Origin of the sequence: Streptococcus sp. 596553 (assembly GCF_900411395.1) — a bacterium.
In the GTDB taxonomy this organism is placed as follows: Bacteria; Bacillota; Bacilli; order Lactobacillales; family Streptococcaceae; genus Streptococcus; species Streptococcus mitis_BA.
Genome location: NZ_OXCQ01000007.1, coordinates 1 through 14,549, shown reverse-complemented (window position 1 = coordinate 14,549; position 14,549 = coordinate 1). Strand labels below are relative to the sequence as shown.

At 40.5% G+C, this 14,549-nt stretch carries 17 protein-coding genes; 12 read left to right on the top strand and 5 right to left on the bottom strand.

Annotated features, from left to right (window positions below):
• The first annotated feature begins 65 nt into the window (after positions 1-65).
• From hisS to DSY56_RS07520, 12 genes are all read left to right on the top strand, one after another.
• The gene (hisS, locus tag DSY56_RS07575; RefSeq protein ID WP_112444830.1) at positions 66-1,346 is read left to right on the top strand and encodes a histidine--tRNA ligase; all 1,281 of its coding nucleotides are present in this window, start codon (positions 66-68) and stop codon (positions 1,344-1,346) included.
• A 144-nt stretch (positions 1,347-1,490) separates the two neighbouring features.
• Positions 1,491-1,805 carry a hypothetical protein gene (locus tag DSY56_RS07570; RefSeq protein ID WP_112444828.1) on the top strand — a complete coding sequence of 105 codons (315 nt, stop codon included), beginning with the start codon at positions 1,491-1,493 and terminating at the stop codon, positions 1,803-1,805.
• Between the two features lie 9 nt (positions 1,806-1,814).
• Positions 1,815-2,021, top strand: a complete 207-nt coding sequence (locus tag DSY56_RS07565) for a helix-turn-helix transcriptional regulator (protein WP_020900531.1) — start codon at positions 1,815-1,817, stop codon at positions 2,019-2,021.
• On the top strand, positions 2,021-2,209 hold the full coding sequence (locus tag DSY56_RS07560) for a hypothetical protein (protein WP_112444826.1): 189 nt from the start codon (positions 2,021-2,023) through the stop codon (positions 2,207-2,209). The genes DSY56_RS07565 and DSY56_RS07560 overlap by 1 nt, the downstream gene beginning before the upstream one ends.
• The gene (locus DSY56_RS07555) at positions 2,196-2,393 is read left to right on the top strand and encodes a hypothetical protein (protein WP_200832400.1); all 198 of its coding nucleotides are present in this window, start codon (positions 2,196-2,198) and stop codon (positions 2,391-2,393) included. The genes DSY56_RS07560 and DSY56_RS07555 overlap by 14 nt, the downstream gene beginning before the upstream one ends.
• A 2-nt stretch (positions 2,394-2,395) precedes the next feature.
• Entirely contained in the window at positions 2,396-3,130 is a 735-nt protein-coding gene (locus DSY56_RS07550) for a DUF3169 family protein (protein ID WP_000730279.1), read from the top strand.
• A gap of 10 nt (positions 3,131-3,140) precedes the next feature.
• Positions 3,141-3,965, top strand: coding sequence for an ABC transporter ATP-binding protein (locus DSY56_RS07545; RefSeq protein ID WP_112444821.1), 825 nt, complete (start codon positions 3,141-3,143; stop codon positions 3,963-3,965).
• Complete coding sequence (locus DSY56_RS07540; protein WP_112444819.1) at positions 3,958-4,656, top strand: ABC transporter permease; 699 nt, start codon at positions 3,958-3,960, stop codon at positions 4,654-4,656. The genes DSY56_RS07545 and DSY56_RS07540 overlap by 8 nt, the downstream gene beginning before the upstream one ends.
• 9 nt (positions 4,657-4,665) lie before the next feature.
• The gene (locus DSY56_RS07535) at positions 4,666-5,307 is read left to right on the top strand and encodes a CPBP family intramembrane glutamic endopeptidase (RefSeq protein WP_112444817.1); all 642 of its coding nucleotides are present in this window, start codon (positions 4,666-4,668) and stop codon (positions 5,305-5,307) included.
• Between the two features lie 17 nt (positions 5,308-5,324).
• Positions 5,325-5,555, top strand: a complete 231-nt coding sequence (locus DSY56_RS07530) for a hypothetical protein (protein ID WP_000832181.1) — start codon at positions 5,325-5,327, stop codon at positions 5,553-5,555.
• A gap of 155 nt (positions 5,556-5,710) precedes the next feature.
• Entirely contained in the window at positions 5,711-7,474 is a 1,764-nt protein-coding gene (gene aspS / locus DSY56_RS07525; protein WP_112444815.1) for an aspartate--tRNA ligase, read from the top strand.
• On the top strand, positions 7,452-8,393 hold the full coding sequence (locus DSY56_RS07520; RefSeq protein WP_112444813.1) for a YitT family protein: 942 nt from the start codon (positions 7,452-7,454) through the stop codon (positions 8,391-8,393). The genes aspS and DSY56_RS07520 overlap by 23 nt, the downstream gene beginning before the upstream one ends.
• Before the next feature lie 28 nt (positions 8,394-8,421).
• On the opposite strand, the gene DSY56_RS07515 is transcribed toward DSY56_RS07520, so the two are convergent.
• The 5 genes from DSY56_RS07515 to DSY56_RS07495 all read right to left on the bottom strand — a co-directional run bounded on the left by DSY56_RS07515 (position 8,422) and on the right by DSY56_RS07495 (position 13,996).
• A complete protein-coding gene (locus tag DSY56_RS07515) occupies positions 8,422-9,408 on the bottom strand; it encodes a LacI family DNA-binding transcriptional regulator (RefSeq protein WP_112444810.1) in 987 nt (328 codons plus the stop codon).
• Positions 9,409-9,417: 9 nt separating this feature from the next.
• The gene (locus tag DSY56_RS07510) at positions 9,418-10,218 is read right to left on the bottom strand and encodes a DUF1189 domain-containing protein (protein WP_112444808.1); all 801 of its coding nucleotides are present in this window, start codon (positions 10,216-10,218) and stop codon (positions 9,418-9,420) included.
• 260 nt (positions 10,219-10,478) lie between these two features.
• The gene (locus DSY56_RS07505; protein WP_001065648.1) at positions 10,479-11,321 is read right to left on the bottom strand and encodes a sugar ABC transporter permease; all 843 of its coding nucleotides are present in this window, start codon (positions 11,319-11,321) and stop codon (positions 10,479-10,481) included.
• Position 11,322: 1 nt separating this feature from the next.
• Positions 11,323-12,615 (bottom strand): sugar ABC transporter permease, encoded by a 1,293-nt coding sequence (locus DSY56_RS07500; protein WP_200832398.1) that lies wholly within the window; start codon positions 12,613-12,615, stop codon positions 11,323-11,325.
• Positions 12,616-12,724: 109 nt separating this feature from the next.
• The gene (locus DSY56_RS07495) at positions 12,725-13,996 is read right to left on the bottom strand and encodes an extracellular solute-binding protein (protein ID WP_000095466.1); all 1,272 of its coding nucleotides are present in this window, start codon (positions 13,994-13,996) and stop codon (positions 12,725-12,727) included.
• Positions 13,997-14,549: the final 553 nt, after the last annotated feature.

The window sequence follows — 14,549 nt, the reverse complement described above, 5'->3', positions numbered from 1 at the left end:
TTCTCACTGTTTTAATCCCTCTATTTATGGTAAAATAAGACTATTAAGTTTAAAGAGGATTCCCTATGAAATTACAAAAACCAAAAGGAACGCAGGATATTTTACCTGCTGAATCTGCCAAATGGCAGTACGTTGAGGGCTTTGCCCGTGAAATTTTCAAGCGCTATAACTATGCAGAAGTGCGCACGCCTATTTTTGAGCATTACGAGGTTATCAGCCGTTCTGTCGGAGATACAACGGATATCGTAACCAAGGAAATGTACGATTTCTATGACAAGGGTGACCGCCATATTACCCTCCGTCCAGAAGGAACTGCGCCTGTTGTCCGTTCCTACGTGGAAAATAAACTCTTCGCCCCAGAAGTGCAAAAGCCAAGTAAGTTCTACTACATGGGCCCTATGTTCCGCTATGAGCGTCCACAGGCAGGGCGTTTGCGCCAGTTCCACCAGATTGGTGTTGAGTGTTTTGGATCTAGCAATCCAGCTACCGATGTGGAAACCATCGCTATGGCAGCCCACTTCCTGAAAGAAATTGGCATCCAAGGTGTCAAATTGCACCTCAACACTCTTGGGAATCCTGAGAGTCGTGCGGCCTACCGTCAAGCCTTGATTGACTATTTGACACCGCTCAAGGAGACCTTGTCCAAGGATAGCCAACGTCGTTTGGAGGAAAATCCTCTCCGTGTCTTGGACTCTAAGGAAAAAGAAGACAAGGTGGCAGTGGAGAATGCACCTTCTATCTTGGATTTCCTTGATGAAGAAAGCCAAGCTCATTTTGATGCTGTGCGTCAGATGTTGGAAAATCTGGGTGTAGACTATATCATCGATACCAATATGGTGCGTGGTCTGGACTACTACAACCACACCATTTTCGAGTTTATCACTGAGATTGAGGGCAATGACCTGACCGTCTGTGCGGGTGGTCGTTACGATGGTTTGGTTTCTTACTTTGGAGGCCCTGAAACTGCTGGCTTTGGTTTTGGACTTGGTGTAGAGCGCCTGCTTCTCATTCTTGAAAAGCAAGGTGTGTCTCTCCCTATCGAAAACGCCCTAGATGTCTATATCGCAGTTTTGGGAGAAGGAGCAAATGTCAAGGCCTTGGAATTAGTACAGACTCTTCGCCAACAAGGTTTCAAAGCAGAGCGTGATTACCTCAATCGTAAACTCAAAGCTCAGTTCAAGTCAGCCGATGTCTTTGCGTCTAAGACCCTCATCACCCTAGGAGAGAGCGAAGTCGAAAGCGGACAAGTGACAGTCAAGAACAACCAAACTCGAGAAGAAGTGCAAGTGTCACTTGAGACAATCAGCCAAAACTTCTCAGAAATCTTTGAAAAACTAGGATTTTAATGATAGATAAACTGGTCAGGAACCTACTCCTGACCTTTTTCTTTTGCAAAATGACAAAAATCATAAACTTTTTGACAAATATGCTTGTCAAAAAGAAAAAGATGTGTTACAATATAAGCAAGTTAAGAAATAGGAGGGAGCCACATGTGGGTATGGATTTTGTTTCCTTTTCTCGTCTTGATTTATATGAGTCAATCTAAGAAAATCAAGCGGATAGAGAAGAGGTTAAAGGTAATCGAAAGAAAAGAGAAAGGAAACGCAGAAATGTCGAGATTATTGCAAGAAATGATTGGAAAGAAACCAACAATCATTGGAGAACTATTTGGAACAAATTTTTGGGAAGTTGTGGATGTTGATGAGGAATGGGTCAAGCTACGATACGTAGATAAGACGGGAAAAGAAAAAATCAAGTTGCAACGTATTGAGGATATCCAAGCCGTTGAATTTGACGGAGAGTAGGTGTGTGACATGCAACTAAAAAATCGTCTAAAAGAGCTGCGGGCTCGCGATGGCCTTAATCAAACCGAACTAGCCAAGCTAGCAGAGGTTTCCAGACAGACTATCAGTCTATTAGAACGGGATGAATACACCCCGTCCATTATCATTGCCCTGAAAATATCTCAAATTTTCAACGAAACAGTCGAATCGGTATTTCGCTTGGAGGAGGACGAGTGATGAACAAGTATAAAGTGATTTATTGTATGAGTGTTCTTGCCCTTATTGTGAATGCTTTTGCTATGATTGGAACATTACTGGGTTGGTTCTATTTTGTTGAAAGTAAGTATTTGTTTTGGGTTAACTTAGTCCTCTTGTCCATTTTCAACTGGTTAAAGAAAAAGGAGAAAAATGATGAACAAGTATAAAGTGATTTATTATGTAGTTGCCATAGCTTTATTAGTCAGCGTGTGTCTACTAATTGGAACAAATCTAGGATGGTTTGATCTCTATTACAGTGACCAATTTATCTGGGCCTATTTTGCCCTCATCCCAGTAATTGAATGGATTGAAAAGAAATCCAAAAATCTAGCAAGTGAAAAAGGAGAATGAATATGAAAAAGAAACGTAGATTGTTATTTTTGATGTCTATTGTCTTGGGGGGGTTCTTGGGCATGTTTGTAGGGATGTTTAAGGCACGTGTCGAATCCCACGAAATTATTTTAGATGTAAAAGCCTTGATGCCATGGATATCAGCTATTTGTTTACTGATAGGTTTCATTAGTATGTTTTTGACTTTCAATTTCTTAAAGAAAAGCAGAAAATTTCATTCCTTGTATCAAGAGGAAATGGATGACGATCTGAATGAAACCTATTATGTGCAAATGTACCGGAATCTTGAGTTTGGAACCATTGCTTTTAATATTACAGGTGTAGCGATTCCATTGGCTATTTTTATTTCATTAAGTGAGGTGATTATATTGCATACAAACCCTCAAACATTTTTCCTTTCTTTCTTACTCTTTGTGGTATTCTTAGTCGCTCAAAAATCTCTTTTTAAAACCATTGCGATTGTTCGTCAGTTTGATTTGGAATTTTTCGCTACACCAAAGGATGTCTTGAACTATATAAATTCTTATGATGAAGGGGAGCGTCAGGCTAATTTGGAACAGAGTTTTCGAATTTTATTCCAATTACACCAATATGTCTTACCAGCCTTATATATTTTTCTTATTATCATTTCTTTCTTGACAGGAGAGATTCAGTTACTAGCTTTCTTGCTTGTAGGAGCCATCCATGTTTATATCAATGTGATGCAGTTACCTATGGTAAAACGTTATTTCAAATAAAGGAGTTTCTATGATTCGTGTTGAAAATGTAAGTAAAAGTTTTGGGAGCAAAAAAGCTCTTCATCAGATTTCTTTTGAGATTAAGGAAGGTGAAATCTTTGGTTTTCTTGGCCCTTCTGGCTCAGGTAAAACAACCATGATCAACGTCTTGACAGGTCAGTTGGCTGCAGATCAAGGTAAAACAATTTTGTTAGGTAAGCATTCTCAAGATTTAACCTCAAATGATTTGGAACAAATCGGTATAGTTAGTGATGGCAGTGGTTTTTATGAAAAGATGAGTCTTTACAAAAATCTGCTCATTTACGCTAAGTTATATGGTCTCAAGTCAGATAGAGTAGTTCAGGTGCTTCAACAGGTTGGATTGGCAGATGCTAAAGATATTATCGCAGAAAAACTATCTACAGGAATGAAACAACGAATGTTCTTGGCTCGTGCCCTTCTGAATGCTCCTAAGATTCTCTTTCTAGATGAGCCAACCAGTGGCTTAGACCCTACAACATCTAAGATGATTCATACCCTACTTCAAGAATTAAAGCATGCGGGGACAACTATCTTTTTGACCACGCATGATATGCATGAAGCAACTCTGCTTTGTGATCGCTTATCTCTTTTGAATAAGGGGAACTTAATAGAGTATGGAAGTCCGCAAGATATTATCCAGAAGTACCATGTGGATAAGAAAGTACGTGTGGTTTATAACGATGGACGAGAACAGATCGTTCCATTTGAAGAATTGCCACATTTAGACACGACAGATTTGATGGTGGTTCACTCTTGTGAGCCGACACTAGAAGAAATCTTTATCAGATTGACAGGAGAAAAGTTAGATGTTTAGAAAATTAAATGCCCTACTATGGTTAAGATTACAAGTTCTTATCAGCAATTCAACTTTATTGGCGAGTCTATTGATGCCTTTTGGTATTGCTGTTTTATATAATGAATTTTCAAATAAGGATGGACAATTGAGCCTATTTTTACTATCTGCTAGCTTGACGATGGTCTTGAGCATGGGAAGTGGTTATATGGTATCGATTATGATGGCAGAAGATAAGGAAAAACGAAATCTTAAATCACTCATTCTAAGTGGTGTGACAGCAACAGAATATACTTTTAGTATGCTTGTTCTCCCTATTCTGATAATGTTACTTGCTATGATTGTACTTCCCATCTATCTTAAAGTAGATCTATCAGGTTACTTATTTGCCTATGTTATCTATTTGCTCCTAGCAACTATTAGTATTATTTTTCTCAACCTTCTAATCGGTGCGGTGTCAGATACTCAGTCTAAAGCGCAAGTTTATAGTATCTTCCCTATGTTAATTGTCTCTTTTTTACCTATAATTGCTCTTCAAAATGATACGGCTCAGAAAGTGTTGGATTACTCGTTCGTCGGTCCAATTGTAAATCTTTTAAATAAAAAAGGTGGAGAAATATCTTTTTCTAACATCGGCATGTTACTTGCCTGGGTACTTGTGTTAGGGATAGCAAACCTCTTTGTATTGAAAAACAGCTATAAAGCAAGATAGGAGACCTTTATGAAATTACTTAAAAACCTCGGCTGGTTTCTTCTAGCTGTTCTATCCTTTTTATTCATCTATGGCTTCATTCAGGTGCTCGCGACTACTTCGCTTGCCTTAGGCGCTTCACCCTATGCTGTTACCCTACTCTATGTGGCCTTGGCTGGAGTTTATGTGTACGGCATTTACAAATGGTATCAGAAAGGTCCTGTTCGTATTGAGAAGAGTGGCTTCAACCGATTTATTTGGCTTCCTGCCTTGGTTTGGTTCTTATCTCTGGTCGTTCAATTCTTCTTGCCAGATGATCCTTCAGTAAATCAACAAATAGCGACAGACTTGACCTTGTCTCAACCACTCTTCTCCTTCTTTGCGGTCGTTATTTTTGCTCCTTTGACGGAAGAACTTATCTTTAGAGGGATGTTAGCACGCTACCTCTTTCCTAAGCAGGACAATAGTAAACAAACTCTGATTTTCCTTCTGGTATCTAGTCTTCTGTTTGCCTTGATTCATTTCCCAGGTGATGTGCAACAATTTTTTGTCTATTTTAGCCTTGGTTTTAGTTTGGGCTTGGCTTATATTAGCAGAAAAGGTCTGGTCTACAGTATTTCTCTCCACGCTTTGAATAATTTAGTCGGCTTTTTGATGATACTCATGCTATAATAGAGTCAGGAGGTCACATGAAACGAGTAATTTTATTAGCAGTGATTCAAGCAGTCGTTCTATTTTTCATCATTGGAGCGCTAGCTTATGCCTTTAAGGGCGATTTCTTCTACAACTATCTAGCAGTTGTCTTTGCCCCTATTGCAGGTGTCTTGCGTTTTGGGACAGCCTACATAACGGAAATTGTCTTGCCTCGAAAGGCAGCCGAAATCGCTGAAAAGCGTAAAGCAGGCAACAATTCAAAATAAAAGAGTCCGGTGAAGTTCATCGGACTTTTTGTATGGGCGTTAATTTTTAGAGTCTTCACTTGATTTTTAAAGACTGGCAAACTTTTCTGATGATTTTCATGAAGAGCCTGCGCTTTTATGGTAAAATAGTAACAGAATAAAAGAGGAGAGAAACAATGAAACGTAGTATGTATGCTGGTCGTGTTCGTGAGGAACACATCGGACAAGAAATAACCTTGAAAGGATGGGTAGGCCGTCGTCGTGACCTTGGTGGTTTGATCTTTATCGATCTTCGTGACCGTGAAGGAATCATGCAGTTGGTTATCAACCCTGAAAAAGTATCTGCAGAGGTTATGGCGACAGCTGAAAGCCTTCGTAGCGAATTTGTTATCGAGGTGACTGGACAGGTCGCTGCGCGTGAGCAAGCCAATGATAAGTTGCCAACTGGTGCAGTTGAGTTAAACGTGACAGCTCTGACAGTGCTTAATACAGCTAAGACAACCCCGTTTGAGATTAAGGATGGCATTGAGGCTAATGACGATACACGTTTGCGTTACCGTTACCTTGACCTTCGTCGTCCAGAAATGTTGGAAAATCTGAAACTTCGTGCTAAGGTGACTCACTCTATCCGCAACTACTTGGATGAGTTGGAGTTTATCGACGTGGAGACACCATTCCTTTCTAAGTCAACGCCTGAAGGGGCGCGTGACTACTTGGTACCATCTCGTGTTAATAGAGGGCATTTCTACGCTCTTCCTCAAAGTCCACAAATTACTAAGCAATTGTTGATGAATGCTGGTTTTGACCGTTATTACCAAATCGTCAAATGTTTCCGTGATGAGGACTTGCGTGGAGACCGCCAACCTGAGTTCACTCAGGTCGACTTGGAAACGTCTTTCCTTACTGAGCAAGAAATCCAAGATATTACAGAAGGCTTGATTGCGCGCGTCATGAAAGAAACTAAAGGCATCGAAGTGACGCTTCCATTCCCTCGTATGAAATACGATGATGCGATGGCTCTTTATGGTTCTGACAAGCCAGATACCCGTTTTGACATGTTGCTTCAGGACTTGACAGCAGTGGTCAAAGGTGTAGACTTTAAAGTCTTTTCAGAAGCACCTGCTGTAAAAGCCATTGTGGTCAAAGGAGCTGCGGACAACTATTCACGTAAAGACATCGACAAGATGACTGAAGTAGCCAAGCAGTACGGTGCCAAAGGTCTTGCTTGGGTCAAGGTTGTGGATGGAGAATTAAATGGACCAGTTGCTAAGTTCTTGGCAGGCATCCAAGCAGAATTGACAACAGCGCTTGCTCTTGAAGATAAGGACTTGGTTCTCTTTGTGGCAGATACGCTTGAAGTGGCCAATGCAACTCTCGGTGCCCTTCGTGGACGTATTGCCAAAGAGCTTGGTTTGATTGATAGCGATAAATTCAACTTCCTTTGGGTGGTTGACTGGCCAATGTTTGAATGGTCTGAAGAAGAAGGCCGTTACATGAGCGCCCACCATCCGTTTACCCTTCCACAGGAAGAGACTGCTCACGAATTAGAAGGTGATTTGGCTAAGGTTCGTGCCATTGCTTACGATATTGTCTTGAACGGTTATGAACTTGGTGGTGGTAGCCTTCGTATCAATCAAAAAGACCTTCAAGAACGCATGTTCAAGGCTCTTGGTTTCTCAGCCGAAGAAGCAAATGATCAGTTTGGCTTCCTTCTTGAAGCCATGGACTATGGTTTCCCACCACACGGTGGTTTGGCTATTGGACTTGACCGTTTTGTCATGTTGCTTGCTGGAGAAGAAAATATTCGTGAAGTTATTGCCTTTCCTAAGAACAACAAGGCAAGTGATCCAATGACACAAGCTCCTTCAACAGTCGCTCTCAAACAACTAGAGGAACTCAGCTTACAAGTAGAAGAAGATGAAACAAGCAAAACGAATTAAGCGGTGGCGCTATTATCTGCGCCGCTTTGCTTATCAGATAAAAATTTTACGTGTCTTACAAAGCATCTCTCGCGAAAAATATGATGAGAAGATTTCGGCCTCTCTGGTCTATGGTTTTTTATCAGCAGTAGCGGTCAATTTCTTTTTCCAACCAGGGCATGTGTATTCGAGTGGTGCGACAGGTCTGGCACAGATTATCTCTGCCTTGAGTAATCACTGGTTTGGTTTTCATATTCCGATTTCGCTAACCTTTTACGCTATTAACTTCCCTTTGATGGTCTTGGCTTGGTATCAGATTGGCCATAAGTTCACCGTCTTTACCTTTATCACGGTATCTATGAGTTCCTTCTTTATCCAGTTTGTCCCTGTGGCAACCTTGACGGAGGATCCTATTATCAATGCCCTTTTTGGGGGTGTTGTCATGGGCTTGGGGATTGGTTTTGCTCTTCGAAACAATATCTCCAGTGGTGGTACAGACATTGTCAGTCTGACCATTCGTAAGAAAACGGGTAAGAATGTTGGTAGCATTTCTTTCTTGGTAAATGGGACTATCATGCTGATAGCAGGTTTGACCTTTGGTTGGAAATACGCTCTCTACTCTATGATTACCATCTTTGTCTCTAGCCGTGTGACAGATGCGGTCTTTACCAAGCAAAAACGCATGCAGGCCATGATTGTGACCAATCATCCAGATAAGGTAATTGAGAAAATCCATAAAAAATTGCACCGTGGAGCAACCATGATCCACGATGCAGAAGGAACCTATAATCACGAAAGAAAGGCAGTTTTAATTACTGTCATTACACGTGCAGAGTTTAATGAATTTAAACAGATTATGACACAGGTGGATCCAGGGGCCTTTGTCTCTGTATCTGAGAATGTTCATATTTTGGGACGATTCGTTGAAACAGAAAATTAGTGATAAAAAAACCAGCGCGAGCTGGTTTTTATTTTTCAATAATTTTGTGGGCGATTAACTGACGGTAACAAATTTGTTTATTGCTTTTAGCATCGCTGATAATCTGGAGAATAGTTTCAAAGGAAACACGACCAAGCTCCAAACTATTGATATCGACATAGGCTGCCAAGTTGAGCTTGGGATTGACTGAGTCGAAGCTGAGGACAGGGACATCCAGTTGGTGTTTTGCGATGTAATCACAGACCCCTGCAGCAAGGAGACTATCAATGGTAATAATAGCATCAATATTTGGATCGTGTTTGAAGAGAAGTCTACTAAAGCGATAACCATTATCTTCAAGAAATTCAGTAGCAAAGTAAGTCAGATTAGTATCGAGAGGAAGTTGGTGTTGTTTTAGAGCTAGCTCGTAACCTGTCAGACGGTCTTGTGTTACGAAGAGTCGCTTAGTCCCTCCGATAAAGGCAATTCGCTTGCATCCTTTTTTGATGAAATACTCTGTCGCATCAAAACCAGCTTGGACATTGTCATTATCGACAAGTGGAATGAAGGGAGATAGAGATTTACCTAAGATAAGGAAAGGAAATTGCTCGTCTGCTACTAACTTAACCAAAGGGTCCTCTTCTTGGGCATAGAGGAAAATCAAACCATCTACACGCTTACCATAGACCATCTGAGAAATAGCTTTAAGACGCTCTTTGGCATCTTTACCTGTTGCAATCTGAATAGCGTAGTGGTTTTCAGAAGCAACTTGAGCGATACCACGGAGGACAGATGGGAAGAAAGGATTCTGGTAGAAGGCATCTGAGTCATCAGGAAGAACCAAACCAATCACCTGAGTATAGCTACTTACCAAGCTACGAGCGTTGAGGTTGGGGTGGTAATTGAGCTCTTTCATAGCCTTGCGAACGCGTTTTTTTGTTTCGTCGCTAATGGTTGATTTATTTTGAATAACACGGGTTACGGTTGAAGGCGAAACACCAGCAGCCTTGGCCACGTCTTTAATCGTAACGGGCATAAAAATCTCCTATTTATGGTAATCTGGGTCACGGAAATGTGTTTTATAAAAGATAGTGACCAGATAAAGGACAAAAAGAATGTTTTGTACAGTAATCAGGGTTGTCATATTTTGGCCAAATAATCCCAAAATAAGTGTAATCAGAGTTGGTAATCCTAAACAGTTCAAGATAAAATGGTAGCACTCTTTAAAGGTTCTAAATGAAAAGAGGCGTGATTTCTTAGTGATATAAAGGAGAAGACTCGCCCCTAGAGAGACGATAAAGAAATTCAAACCAAAGAGGAAGCTAGCACCGAGAACTAGGAAGAGACTGATATAGACACGATTCTGTTGGTACCAGTCTTTAGAAATGGCTTGGGTCAAGCTATCCTTGCTTTTGAAACTCTCAGTCTCAATCGCCCGGTAAGAGATACGAGTCAGTTCCTTACTTTCCTTGCTGATGACTAGCTCATTTGTATCGAAATGCAGTTGCAAGTCCTTAGGTAATTCTTTGCTTGGGCTTGGACCGATCACAATAGAAGGCGCTTGACTAGCTGTTCCAGTATAAGTTAATTTACCATCAACAATTGCAACATGCTCAGAGAGATCCTGGACAACCTCATTTGTCAATGGTTCATAGACATTATCGATAAAGGTTTCTAGCGGATAAGTCTCCTGCGAGCTGTTTTGGATGGCAATAGGTACCATGGATAAGCTGATAAGGAAGATACTGGTAAAGAGAAGCTGAAACCAGTTGAGCCCGAAACGTTTGGACAGGGGCTTACGAAATCCCCAAATACTTGAAAAATAAGAAAATGGATATGGAAGCATAGGTATCTTTCTAAAAGGTGTTTTCTATATGAGTATTATTATATAGAGAAATGCGCTTTATTTCAAGTCTAGGAGAAAAATTGCTTGTTGCAAGAATATTATTTACAGTAGCAATCGCTAATACTCAATGAAAATCAAAGAGCAAACTAGGAAGCTATCCGCGGGTTGCTCAAAGCACGGCTTTGAGGTTGGATATGAAGCTGACATGGTTTGAAGAGATTTTAGAAGAGTATAAAATGAAAAAGGGTGGCGGGGATATATTATCCCTTGTCGCCACCACTTGTAAGTCCTGAAACAAAGTTCTTTTGTAGGAAGAAGAAGAGAATACAGATTGGAAGGGCGATGAGGATAGCACCTGCTGAGAAGTAGGCGATCTTCATGTTTTTCACATTGCTAACGAAGGTTTGGAGACCTACGGCAACAGTAAAGTATTCTTTCTCACGAAGCAAGAAACTAGAGAGGATGTAGTCTCCAAAAGGTCCCATGAAGGCCCAGAGAGCTTGTACGGCAACCATTGGGCGAACAAGTGGAAGAACAATTTGCCAGAAGCGGCGGAAGTGTCCTGCACCGTCTAGTTTTGCAGATTCGTCTAGAGACATTGGCACTGTATCGAAGTAGCCTTTCATGAGCCAAGCATTCATTGGGATACCACCACCAACGTAGAGGAAGATGAGGAACCAGCTGTGGTTAAGGGCGTTCAACATAAGTGCCATAACGAAGAAGGCTGTCAAAGCGGCCATGGTTGGCACCATTTGGATAATCAAGAAGAAGACCAAACTTTGTTTACGAGCCAAGAAGTTGTAACGGCTGTAGGCATAACCAGCAAGTACGATAATACTTGTTTGAACAACCATGGTAATCAAGGCGATAATCAAAGTATTGAGGTACCAAGTACCGTACAAGGTTTCAGTGAAGAGGCCTTTAAAGTTATCAAAATTGAGGTCGATGTTAGTATCTAGTTTAAAGGCTGAGACGTTACCTGCTTTAAAGGCTGACATGATGGTAATCAAAAGTGGATAGATAATCACGATTGATAGGCCAATTAAGTAGAGGTAAGTAAGGGTTTGAGTCAGTCTACGTTTGAGTTTAATTGAGTTATTCATCTTAGACATCCTCCATATCAAATGCGTGTAGTTTCTTGAATGCGATCATAGAGATTGAGATGACAATGATAGAGATAATCAAGGTAACAGCTGCCGCCATTGAGTATTGAGGAGATGTACCTGTTGTCAAACGGTAGATCCATGAGATCAAGATATCGGTGGAACCAGCTCCACCTCCGACACTACCAGGTCCTCCACCATTGAAGAGGTACATGATAGAGAAGTTGTTAAAGTTGAAGGTGTATTGGCTAATCAAAGTAGGTGCTGCAACAGCCAAGATCATTGGGAAAGTGATGTTGCGGAATTTTTGCCAAGCATTGGCACCGTCAATATAAGCTGCTTCGTAAAGGTCGTTAGGAATAGATTGCAAGATACCCAAAGTCAAAACGTAGATATATGGGAATCCAAGCCAACCTTGCATCATAATCAAGGCAACCTTAGTCCAAGTAGGGTCTGTTTTCCAAGGGATAAGAGCCCCATCAAGGAATGGAAGGAATTTAGCAAAGATCGGCAAGACTTGAGTGTTGATAGCTCCGACACTATCGTTAAACATGTTTGAGAATGTCAAGATAGTGATGAAGGCTGGAACAGCCCAAGGAAGAAGGAAAATAACACCGAAGATACGTTTTCCTTTGATAAATGGTTGGTTAGCAATGATAGCTGTGAAGATACCAATCACGATCTGTAAAGTTGAGGCAGATAAAGCCCAAATGATAGTCCAAGAAAGAACAGAACCAAAGGCAGAACGGAAGGTACTCAAGCTCCAAATGTTTGTAAAGTTGGTCAAACCAACCCAGTCCAACAACTTGTTTGGTGGCAAGTGTTGGAAGTCGTAGTTGGTAAAGGCAATCATCAAGGTTACAATAACTGGGAAGATGATTGCAAAAGTCATGGCAACATAAGATGGAATGATCAAGAGGTAAGGGAAGCCATTTTCATAGATTCCTTTGACCATTTCTTTAAAGGTAAGTGCTACTGGAATGCCATTATTAATGTGTTTAGCAGTTGTATGAGCATCTTTGATATTTGAGAAATAAAAGAGTACATAAACAACTACAAAGATTAAATGGAAGGCACCGCGAATCAGCATAAAGAGGGAATTGTCACGACCTGGCTTGTCACCAAGAGTGATAAGATTGCTCAATTCAGGGGCTGCAAGTGCTAGGAAATAAAGGACAAATACGATGGTTACACCAAGGAAGATAAAACCTTTGGCTTTTTGTTTATTGTAAATCTGTCCTAACCCAGGAATGATAGACAGCAGGGCTGCTTTACTAGGTTGTTGCTTTTCCATAATAACTCCTTTCATAGGATACTGGTTTCTAGATAAAACCTAAACTATTTGTGTTTTTGTTGATAAATTCAAAGGGGGATTTGATTTCCACCCCCCTTGAACAAATTTCTTATTCACCAAATTTTTGTTTGATTGTTTCTTTGATCAATGTTACAGCATCGTTAGCTGCTGTCTTAGCATCTTTCTTACCACTTACAGCTTCAAACAACATTGTTTTAGCTGGGTCCCAAACTGCTGACATTTGAGAGATGTTTGGCATTGGTTGAGCGTTCTTGAACTGTTTGATAACAGCTGTTGTCAACTCATCATTTTTACCTTCAGCGTATGAACGAGCTTCAGTGTTAGCTGGGATTTCATTAGTTTTATCGTAGAAGGCTTTTTGTTGTTCAGTTGAAACAAGGAAGTCTACAAATTTTTGAGCAGCTTCAAGGTTCTTAGTGCTTGATGGGATGATCCAAGCTTTACCACCACCAAATGCTGCGTAGTCTTTTCCGTTTGGAAGAGTTGGGATAGTTGCAACACCGTAGTTTACTTTAGCGTCTTTGAAGGCTTGAGCTTTCCAAGGTCCATCGATGATAGCAGCTGTTTTACCTTCTTGGAATTGAGTTTGGATTAGGTTTCCAGCTCCTTCAGTATCTTGCATACCTTTAGGCCATTTTTCATACCAAGTTTTAGCGTATTCTACACCTTTGATAGCGCCGTCGTTTGCAAGACCGATGTCTTTAGCGTCTTTACCGTTTTGTCCGAATACGTAACCGCCGTTACCAGCAAGAAGTCCGTATGCAAAGTAGAAGTTTGTCCAGTCAGCTAGGAAAGCAGAAGTTTTTCCATCTTCTCCAGCGAATGCGTATTTGCTATCTTTAGCAAGGTTTTCCAAGTCAGCAAATGTTTTTGGAGCTTCTTTTACCAAGTCTTTGTTGTAGTACATAACAAGTGACTCGATAACGGCAGGAGCACCGTAAACTTTACCGTCAGCAGCTGTTACAAGAGATTTAGTTTTATCATCTGTTTTAGCACCGTCGCTCAATTTCACTTCTGAAAGTTGTCCGTCAGTACCAAGGCTACCTACACGGTCGTATGGAGCCATCATAACGTCAGGAGCTTGACCTGATTGGTTGTCAAGAGAAAGTTTGTCAAGCCCACCCATTTGGTCACCAGATTTGATGTTAACTGTTGTTCCTGATTGTTCTTTATAAGCTTTAGCTACTGTTTCAGCATAAGCTTTGTATTGGTCCTCAACGTAAAGAGTGATTTCTTTCGCTTCAGATGAACCAGAATCAGCAGGTTTATCAGCAGTTTTGCTTCCGCAAGCTACCAAAAGCAAGCTAGCAAGTGTGGCAGTTCCAAGCACAGCAGCGCTCTTCATGAATTTAGATGACATAGTGTATTCCTCCTAAAGAATAACAAATTTTATAATGAGGAAACGCAAACGTTTTCCTTTATGAGCTTAGTATAGCACAAATAGAAAACGGTTGCAAGTGTTTTTGTCAAAAATTTTAAAAAATTTTTAAGCTTGATTTGATAGCATGATTTTGCTTTTTAATAGAAGAAAAGTGTGAAATAGATAAGAATACAGTATTTTTAATAAAAAATAGATGGAATCTGTCTAAAGAGGGAAATCAGGAGGGGTACCTCCCTATTTCTAATCCCTATCTATTTTCTATAGATATTTGTGCCTTTTTGCATATAAATCAAAGTTCTCTAAAGGAAGATTTGCGCTTTGTAGACTGTCCCGTGAGAGTCAAACTTTAGGATTAGATGGTTTTAAGTTATCTTTGCTAAAATGGGTTAGTCTCCTTAAAAATAAGGTAAATTCCCAAACTAAGTTCCACCGCTAGTAGAAGTGGAAGTTAATCTGATAAAAATTGTAAAAACCAGTGGAAATCCATGTCAGGGTAAGTTCCACTGGTTTTACTAATGCTTGATTTTATTGC

Coding starts and splice junctions, on each gene's coding strand:
- DSY56_RS07520 (WP_112444813.1), top strand. CDS start 7,452: ATGAAACAAGCAAAACGAATTAAGCGGTGGCGCTATTATCTGCGCCGC.
- DSY56_RS07555 (WP_200832400.1), top strand. CDS start 2,196: ATGAACAAGTATAAAGTGATTTATTATGTAGTTGCCATAGCTTTATTA.
- DSY56_RS07500 (WP_200832398.1), bottom strand. CDS start 12,615: ATGGAAAAGCAACAACCTAGTAAAGCAGCCCTGCTGTCTATCATTCCT.
- DSY56_RS07550 (WP_000730279.1), top strand. CDS start 2,396: ATGAAAAAGAAACGTAGATTGTTATTTTTGATGTCTATTGTCTTGGGG.
- DSY56_RS07515 (WP_112444810.1), bottom strand. CDS start 9,408: ATGCCCGTTACGATTAAAGACGTGGCCAAGGCTGCTGGTGTTTCGCCT.
- DSY56_RS07560 (WP_112444826.1), top strand. CDS start 2,021: ATGAACAAGTATAAAGTGATTTATTGTATGAGTGTTCTTGCCCTTATT.
- DSY56_RS07540 (WP_112444819.1), top strand. CDS start 3,958: ATGTTTAGAAAATTAAATGCCCTACTATGGTTAAGATTACAAGTTCTT.
- DSY56_RS07530 (WP_000832181.1), top strand. CDS start 5,325: ATGAAACGAGTAATTTTATTAGCAGTGATTCAAGCAGTCGTTCTATTT.
- DSY56_RS07510 (WP_112444808.1), bottom strand. CDS start 10,218: ATGCTTCCATATCCATTTTCTTATTTTTCAAGTATTTGGGGATTTCGT.
- aspS (WP_112444815.1), top strand. CDS start 5,711: ATGAAACGTAGTATGTATGCTGGTCGTGTTCGTGAGGAACACATCGGA.
- hisS (WP_112444830.1), top strand. CDS start 66: ATGAAATTACAAAAACCAAAAGGAACGCAGGATATTTTACCTGCTGAA.
- DSY56_RS07495 (WP_000095466.1), bottom strand. CDS start 13,996: ATGTCATCTAAATTCATGAAGAGCGCTGCTGTGCTTGGAACTGCCACA.
- DSY56_RS07535 (WP_112444817.1), top strand. CDS start 4,666: ATGAAATTACTTAAAAACCTCGGCTGGTTTCTTCTAGCTGTTCTATCC.
- DSY56_RS07570 (WP_112444828.1), top strand. CDS start 1,491: ATGTGGGTATGGATTTTGTTTCCTTTTCTCGTCTTGATTTATATGAGT.
- DSY56_RS07505 (WP_001065648.1), bottom strand. CDS start 11,321: ATGAATAACTCAATTAAACTCAAACGTAGACTGACTCAAACCCTTACT.
- DSY56_RS07565 (WP_020900531.1), top strand. CDS start 1,815: ATGCAACTAAAAAATCGTCTAAAAGAGCTGCGGGCTCGCGATGGCCTT.
- DSY56_RS07545 (WP_112444821.1), top strand. CDS start 3,141: ATGATTCGTGTTGAAAATGTAAGTAAAAGTTTTGGGAGCAAAAAAGCT.